Genomic DNA, 7,585 nt, shown 5'->3' on the forward strand with positions numbered 1-7,585 from the left:
TCATCGCTCCACAACGAGGGGTGGACAGTGCACGATCCCCAGGACCCCGCTCCGCTCGCCCGCCTGCCCGAGCAGGAGGCCATCGACCTGGTACGCCGTCACATCCGCCGCAACGGGTTCGACACCACCGGCTACCAGCTCTCCACTCTGCGGGCCCAGCGGTTCGACGTCGGCTGGATGGTGTACTCGCCGGGCCGTCCCGGCGAGATCCGCATCGACCGGGCGATCTTCTATGTCGGCGACGACGGCGAACTGGAACACTCCACCTCCGCCGTCACACCGTCCGTCTACATCACGGGCTTCGAGGAACGCTTCCTGCGCCGCCACGGCGTCAACGGCGGTTGAGCTTCGCGCGGCCGATCCCGAGGTTGCGCAGGGCACCGGCCTCAAGGTCGGATTTCCCCGACGTACGGAAGAGCCGTGCGGCGCGCTCCGAGTGGCCCACCCCCTCCTCGGCCCGGTCCATGTCGGTGAGTACGGCGCCGAGAAGGTAGGTGGCCATCGCCTCTCCCGACAGATCGCCCAGCGCCCGGTGGAGCACCAGCGCCTGCTCCAGGCAGACGGCCGCCTCCCCGGACTGCCCGGGGATCATGGCGCACCCCTTGCCGACGTCGAGCCGCGCCCTCGCCTCGCCGGCCCGATCGCCCAGGAGGCGCGCCGACTCCACGGCGCGGCGAGCGGCGTCGACGGACTCCGGATGGCGGCCGGCGCACGAGAGGGCGTACCCGAGGTTCAGCAGCGCGGCGAGCTCCGCCGGCCGGTCGTCCTGGTCCCCGTACTCCGAGCCGGCCGCCCGGAAGGCGTCCGCGGCCTCGTCGTAGCGGCTCCGGCTCAGCCGGGCGGCACCGATGTCGAACATGTTCCGGGCCTTGTCGCGGTACTTGCCGCACTCCTCGAAGAGCGCCGCGGCCTGCTGCCATGCGGCGACGGCTTCGTCGAAGCGCTCCAGTTCGCCGAGGCAGGTGCCGAGGCGCTGGAGAGACGTGGCCTCGGCTGACAGGAGGACGTCGCGGTCCGCGTCGGGATGGGTGTCGAGGAGCTGCCGCCACGCCCCGGCGGCCTCCCGCAGGACCGGCACCGCATCGGCGTGCCGCCGCGCGCCGAGCAGTGCCGTGCCCAGGTTGGCCATGGCGACACACCGCTGATCCGGATCGTGCCCGACGAGGACCAGCCCTTCCTGGGCCCGGTCGGCCGCCTCCCGGTACCGGTCCGCGGCCATGAGGTGCACGGACAGGTTGCCGAGCGCCTCCCCCTCCCGCTCGCGGTCCCCGACACGGCGGAACAGTTCCAGCGCCGTCCCGGTCGCGCGGACGGCGTCGTGGGTCCGCTCGTTCCGGGCGGACGCCTGCCCCAGGACGAGGAAGGCCCGGGCCCGCACGCTCGGATCACCGGTACGGCGGGCGACTTCGCAGGCCCGCTGCGCGGTGGTGAGCGCCTCGGCGGCCCGGCCGGCCTCCAGCAGCGCACGGGCCTCCCACACGAGCGCCCGGGCCTCCCCTGGCCCGTCACCGGACTCCCGTGCCCGCTCCGCCTGGTCGTGCGCGATCCCGACCGGCGCCTGGCGCAACGTCTCCTCCAGCGACGCACCGGCCAGGCGTACCGGCACGTCGTTCCGCTGCTCCGTCCCGGGCTCCTGCTCCGTCGCCTGCTCCTGCTTCTTCCCCTGCTTCTGCTTCTTCCCGCGCTTGAACAGCCCCACGGTCCTCCTCCTCCGCCGTCTCCGGGTCCCCGCTCACCGGCCTTGCGATCCGCCGGACGACAGGCGGCCCTCCCTCACACCCCGTGACCGGTGCCGTCCGGGGGATCGGCGGCCCGTCTGATCTCCCTGCCCAGGGCGGTCACCGCGCTCTGCAGCACCTCGGGGCCGACGACGTTGATCAGCAACAGGCCGAGTGCGTACGACTTCTGGGTATCCGTCATCTCGGCGCCGGCCAGCGCCTCCACGGCCACGGCCAGCCCGTGCTGCTCCTGGTCCGGCAGGTTCTGCAGCAGCGCCAGGCAGAAGGCCGGCAGGGCGATCCTCGCCTCGACGAACGTCACCCCGCGCATGATCCGGGTGACCTGCTGGGAGCGGTCCTTGGCCCGCATCCTGTCCACGCCACGGTCGGCCACCCCCAGCAGCATCGTCAGGATGAGGTTGGGGCCGACACCGACCTCCTGGTCACCGACCCGGACCGTGAACAGCGAACTGCGGAACAGCGCCAGGGCCGCGACCCCGGCGACGACCACCTGCAGCGCCGCGACCTGCTCGGCGGAGCCGGCCCCGAACCTCCAGTCGAAGACGTGCACGAGCCACAGGACCACACCGCTCGCCACCGCGTTCAGGAGGACGTAGACCCACGCGCTCGTGACACCGAGGAGGGCCGAGGGCCGGTCGCGGTAGCGCGACGCCAGCTCCGCCGACCCCACGAGCCCTCCCAGCCCGCCCGCCGCACAGTACTCCAGCACCCTCCGCCCCCCTCGTCTCGCCGCTGCTCCGCCTTCGCCCCCGGCCGGTCCGCCGGGGACCGGTTCACCGTGAGTCGAGCAGCGCCCTGCCCCTGGGCGTCAGCTCCACCTCGTCGTCGCCACCGTCCCGGCGGGCCTCGACCAGCCCCAGCCGGAGCAGCATCGACACGACCTCGGCGATCTCCAGCGTGGTGAGCCCGGTGGTGACCCGCAGTTCGGCCAGCGGCGTGCGCGGCCTGCGGAGCAGTTCGACGAGCACCCGCACCGCGACGGGCGGTACCGCGTCGGTGGACGCGTCCGATACCCCGCCGCCCACCGATATGTGCTGCTGACCTGCCGAGACCTGTCGGCCCGTCGAGTTGAGGAAGGTACTGAACGGGTCTGCCGATCGATCCTGGGACATGCTTGTCTCCTCCCTCTCGCCGGCCGTCGGGTCGGGGTCCAGCCTCGCACCGCCCGGCACGTCCTGTCCGGTGAACGGCTCGGCCGGACCGGCCCGCGCCCTACGCTACGGGACATCGGGGATCATGGGCTTGACGTATCGTCAGGATACGGAACACGGGGAGCGCCGATGGACGACGCGCATCACTCGCTCGACTTCGGCCGGTGGGCGATCGGTGACCGGCTGGGCCGGGGCGGAACGGGAACGGTCCACCTCGCCGTCGACCGGGTCAGCGCCGAGCGCTACGCCGTGAAGTTCCTGCGACCGGGCCCGGACACGGGTCCGGACACGGGGACGGCGCCGGGAACGCCGGCCGCCGACGCGCGAGTACTGCGCGAACTCCGCACGGCGGAGGCCCTCGTACACCCCCACGTGGTCCGTGCCCACACGTCCGGCTACGTGCACGGACGGTACTTCCTGCTGATGGAGCTGTGCGCACTCGGCAGCCTGGACCAACTCGTGCGGCGCGACGGGCCGATGGACCCGGAGGCGGCCGTCGCGATGACCCTGGCCGTGCTCGGCGGCCTCCAGTACGCGCACTCGGCACCCCTGGCCGTCCCGGACGGCGACGGCGGACGGATCGCGGTCCGGGGGGTGGTGCACCGGGACGTCAAGCCGCAGAACCTCCTCCTGACCGGCAGCGCCGCCGCGCCGGTCGTCAAGATCGCCGACTTCGGCCTGGCCAAGCCCTACGAGCTGGCCGGGGCGAGCGGGGTGACGCACACCGGCTCGTCGAACGGCACGCCCGCGTTCATGCCCCGCCAGCAGGTGGTCAACTTCAAGTACGCCAAACCCGACGTGGACGTGTGGGCAGCGGCGGCCTCCCTCTACTTCATGCTGAGCGGCCGCACGCCCAGGGACTTCGCAGCGGGCCACGACCCGTGGCTGACCGTCTGGAACACCGCCGCCGTCCCCCTCGCCGCACGCATGCCCACGGTGCCGCCACGACTCGCCCGGATCGTGGACGAGGCACTGATCGACGACCCGCGCATCCACTTCCCCACGGCCGCCGCCTTCCGGACGGCCCTCGAAGCCTGGTGACCCCCCGGGACAGGAGACGGAAACCCAAGAACCGTCAACTCTGAGCCAAGTTCTCCACAAGACGCCTGAACTACCTTGGCTTCCAAGCGGAGTGGGCACCCCGGCGGGGAGATCCGGAACGACTCCCCCGGATCTCCGCCCTGACTCCCGCACGGCCCGTGGCGGCCGGACCGACCCGCGAAGCGGCCGGTCCGGCCGCCGTTCCATGGCGACCGACCGGTGAAGTCCGGTCGCCCGCCGAAAGAAGCCCATGCCCTCATCCAGCCGACGACGGGCACCGATGGTCACCCTCGGTGCCCTCTTCGTCACCGAACCCCGGCGGGCGCGCACGCGCGCGGGCGCCCTGCCCACGGCGGACCGACCCCGACCGACCGCCCCCGACCGACCGATCCCACTGTCCGAGGAAGCGACATGAGAAACCACTCACGCACGGGCGGCATCGCCGCCGTGGCCGCCACCGTGGTCCTGACATCCGTCACCGGCCTGACGGCGCCGACCGCCGCGGCCACCGGCAGCGCGCCGGCCGACACACCCAAGTCCGTTGTGGAGAGCTTCGGTTACCCCAACGCCGCGCAGGTCCTCGCCGACACCGGGGCGACCGTGGTCCGGGGCGACGGCGGCATCACCGTCACCGACTGCGCCGGACCCAGCCAGATCAAGGTGTGGGCCCGCAGCATCACCCTCCACGACAACTGGCTCTGCTTCACCGCCCCCACCGGTACCGGCTACCTCGCCGTCAACATCCCCGACGCCTACCGGGTCCAGACCTTCGACCGCGACGTCAAGGCCAGCCTCTCCACCAAGAACCAGTCCCAGACCATCGACGTCCCCAGGAACACCGCCAAGGGCTTCGGCGAGGCCTCCCCCGCCGGAGACCCCGCCACCCTCCTCGAACTGCGCGTCACCGGCACCGGCACCACCCCGACCGCCCCGCAACCCACCGACCCCGCGCTGGCGTTCACCGCCAAGGTCACCGTCGGCGACACCAAGCGGGCCTGCACCGGCGCACTCGTCGACCGCTACTGGGTACTGACAGCGGCCGGATGCTTCACCGACACCCCCGACGACCTGTCCACCGTCACCGCCGGCGCCCCCAAGGACAGGACCACCGTCACCGTCGGCCGCACCGACCTCGCCAACACCGGCACCGGCACGGTCTCCGACGTCGTCGCGATAGTCCCGCGCCCCGATCGCGACCTCGTCATGGCCCGCCTCGCGACCCCCGTCGACGGCGTGACCCCGGCCACGGTCGCCACCACCGCACCCGTCGCGGGCCAGAACCTGCGCATACCCGGCTACGGCCGCACCGCCACCGACTGGGTGCCCACCAGGCTCCACACCAGCACCCACACCACCGGCGCCGTCAACCCGACCGGCATCGACACCGCGCCCGCCACCGGCCAGGCCCCGCTGTGCCAGGGCGACGCCGGAGCACCGCTGCTGCGCGACACCGCCGGCAGGACCGAGCTGGCCGCCGTCGCCACCCGCTCCTGGCAGGGCGGCTGCCTGGGCACCCCCGCCGCCGAGACCCGCACCGGCGCCGGCGCCACCCGCGTCGACGACATCGGCCTCTGGGTCAAGCAGGTCCGCAGCCGGACGGCCGAGGTCAAGCCCGGCGTGCACGCGCAGCTCGTCAACTACATCGGCGCGCTGTGGGACAACGCCTCCGACTCCACGGCGGGCGGCTGGCTCAACTCCTGGTCGCAGATCCCCAGCGGTGCGCTGACCGGTGTGGACAGCGTCTCGGTCGGCGACACCGTGCACGTCTTCGTGACCGGGTCCGACGGCAAGGTCTACACCCGGGACGGCAAGGCCGGCGGCACGTGGACCCCGTGGACCGAGGTGCCCGGCGGCGCCGGCGGTGTCAAGGGCATCACCGCCACCGCCCGCGGCAACACCGTCAGCCTCCAGATCATCGGCTCGGACGACGCGGTGTACGACAACTTCGGCGACTACGGCACCGGCCGCTGGCGGGGCTGGGTGAGGACCGGCGACAACACGGCCACGTACCTCAGCAGCACGACCACCCCGGACAACGTGGTCCACCTGTACTCGGTCGGCACCACCAGCAGGGTCTACACCCGCGACAACCTGCCCGACGGCACCTGGACCCCGTGGGCCGAGATCCCCGGCGGCGCCGTCGGCGTCAAGGGCATCACCGCCGCCGCCCGCGGCTACACCGTCGACCTCCAGATCATCGGCGGCCTCGGCGACCTGTTCACCACCTACGGCCACTACGACCTCGGCCGCTGGGACCCGCAGTGGCAGAAGGTCAGCGACAACCGCCTGAAGGCCATCTCCAGCGTCGCCGAGGGCAACGTCCTCCACCTCGTCGCCGTCAACGAGGACTCCAAGGTCTACACCCGCGACGCCGACTACAACGCCGGTACGTGGACGCCGTGGACCGAGGTCCCCGGCGGCGCCTCCGGTGCCACGGCCATCACCATCACCGCCCCCATCACCGTCACCGCCTGAGACAGGGCACGCCCTCCTCCCGAGGGGCCGGCCGACCAGGAACGGCCGGCCCCTCGCACCCCGCACGGACGCGGACCCCGGGAACCCGGGCCGCTGACATGACACGCCATCCGCACACCCGTCACAGGAAAAAAGGCCATGCCATTACACGAAAAGCGTTCCTCACGGGCGGTCCTGCCCAGAATCCGGGCCGCCTGCCAGTTCCTCGTCCCGGCGTTCCTGATCACCTCACTCGTCACGGCACCGCCGGGCGCGGCTGACGGCAACCCGGTACCGCCGCCGACCGAGCGCGCCCAGGTGCTGACGTCCTGGCAGTCCGGCGGCCCCTCCGTCCGGGCCTCCGCCGAAGCCGCCCTGACCGGCACCGACGCCCAGGTCCGCGCGTTCCTCACCGCCGACCGTGCCACCGCCGAAGCGAGCGACGACCGGCTGACCGCGCTGCAACTCATCACCATCAGCGGGCGTGGCGTACGGCAGGCCACCGAGAAGGCACTCGCGGGCACCCCCCAGGACCTCCACACCTTCCTCAAGGACGGCTGGAAGGCGCCCCTCGAACAGGACCAGCGGGTCCGTGCCGCCCAACTCGTCGAGGCCGGCGGCAGAGGCGTCCAGACCGCCGGCAACACCGCGCTCAACGGCACGGTCGACGACCTGCGCCGCTTCCTGACACAGGACCGGTACGCCCAGCAGGACGCCGACGACCGGATCCGGGTCGCCCAGCTCGAAGCCGTCGGCGGACCGGCCACCCAGCAGGCCGCGTCGCTCGCGCTCAGCGGCTCCATCGACGACATCCGCGAGTTCCTCGACGTCGGTCAGCACATCGCCCGCGCACGGGACCAGGAACACGCGAGCATCGAACAACTCGCCGCCCAGGCCAAGACGGCCGGGGCACTGGCGAAGCAGGAAACCGAAGCGGCCAAGGACGCCTCCGAGCGTGCGATCAGCGCCGCCCGCCTGGCCAAGGAGGCCGCGGCCACCGCCGCGGCCGAGACCGCCGCCGCCCAGAACGACGCCGTCAAGGCCGCCAACGCGGCGAACCGCGCGGCCGAGGCCACCCGGCGGGCCGCCGACGCCGCCAGGGCCGCCATCTCCGCCGCCCGGGCGGCCAACAACGCGGCACGCATCGCGGCCTCCGCCGCCACCGCGGCCGCCGGCGCCGCCTCCGGCGCGGCCCAGGCC

The 7,585-nt window shown here is 72.9% G+C and carries 7 protein-coding genes; 4 read left to right on the forward strand and 3 right to left on the reverse strand.

What is annotated here, in order from left to right:
- Positions 1 to 27: 27 nt before the first annotated feature.
- Entirely contained in the window at positions 28 to 345 is a 318-nt protein-coding gene (locus ACFQ6N_RS12935) for a hypothetical protein (protein WP_380648887.1), read from the forward strand.
- Here ACFQ6N_RS12935 and ACFQ6N_RS12940 read toward each other — a convergent pair.
- The 3 genes from ACFQ6N_RS12940 to ACFQ6N_RS12950 all read right to left on the reverse strand — a co-directional run bounded on the left by ACFQ6N_RS12940 (position 332) and on the right by ACFQ6N_RS12950 (position 2,851).
- On the reverse strand, positions 332 to 1,699 hold the full coding sequence (locus ACFQ6N_RS12940; protein ID WP_380648888.1) for a tetratricopeptide repeat protein: 1,368 nt from the start codon (positions 1,697 to 1,699) through the stop codon (positions 332 to 334). The genes ACFQ6N_RS12935 and ACFQ6N_RS12940 overlap by 14 nt on opposite strands.
- 74 nt (positions 1,700 to 1,773) lie before the next feature.
- Entirely contained in the window at positions 1,774 to 2,448 is a 675-nt protein-coding gene (locus tag ACFQ6N_RS12945) for a hypothetical protein (RefSeq protein WP_380648889.1), read from the reverse strand.
- A gap of 64 nt (positions 2,449 to 2,512) precedes the next feature.
- Positions 2,513 to 2,851, reverse strand: a complete 339-nt coding sequence (locus ACFQ6N_RS12950; RefSeq protein WP_380648890.1) for a hypothetical protein — start codon at positions 2,849 to 2,851, stop codon at positions 2,513 to 2,515.
- A 168-nt stretch (positions 2,852 to 3,019) separates the two neighbouring features.
- Here ACFQ6N_RS12950 and ACFQ6N_RS12955 point away from each other — a divergent pair, with 168 nt between their 5' ends.
- The 3 genes from ACFQ6N_RS12955 to ACFQ6N_RS12965 form a co-directional block, all read left to right on the forward strand.
- Complete coding sequence (locus ACFQ6N_RS12955; protein ID WP_380648891.1) at positions 3,020 to 3,931, forward strand: serine/threonine-protein kinase; 912 nt, start codon at positions 3,020 to 3,022, stop codon at positions 3,929 to 3,931.
- Positions 3,932 to 4,342: 411 nt separating this feature from the next.
- Entirely contained in the window at positions 4,343 to 6,406 is a 2,064-nt protein-coding gene (locus ACFQ6N_RS12960; protein WP_380648892.1) for a trypsin-like serine protease, read from the forward strand.
- Between the two features lie 138 nt (positions 6,407 to 6,544).
- On the forward strand, positions 6,545 to 7,585 hold a 1,041-nt coding region (locus tag ACFQ6N_RS12965; RefSeq protein ID WP_380648893.1), incomplete at its 3' end, for an ALF repeat-containing protein.

This window comes from Kitasatospora sp. NPDC056446, assembly GCF_042796115.1.
Classification (GTDB): Bacteria; Actinomycetota; Actinomycetes; order Streptomycetales; family Streptomycetaceae; genus Kitasatospora.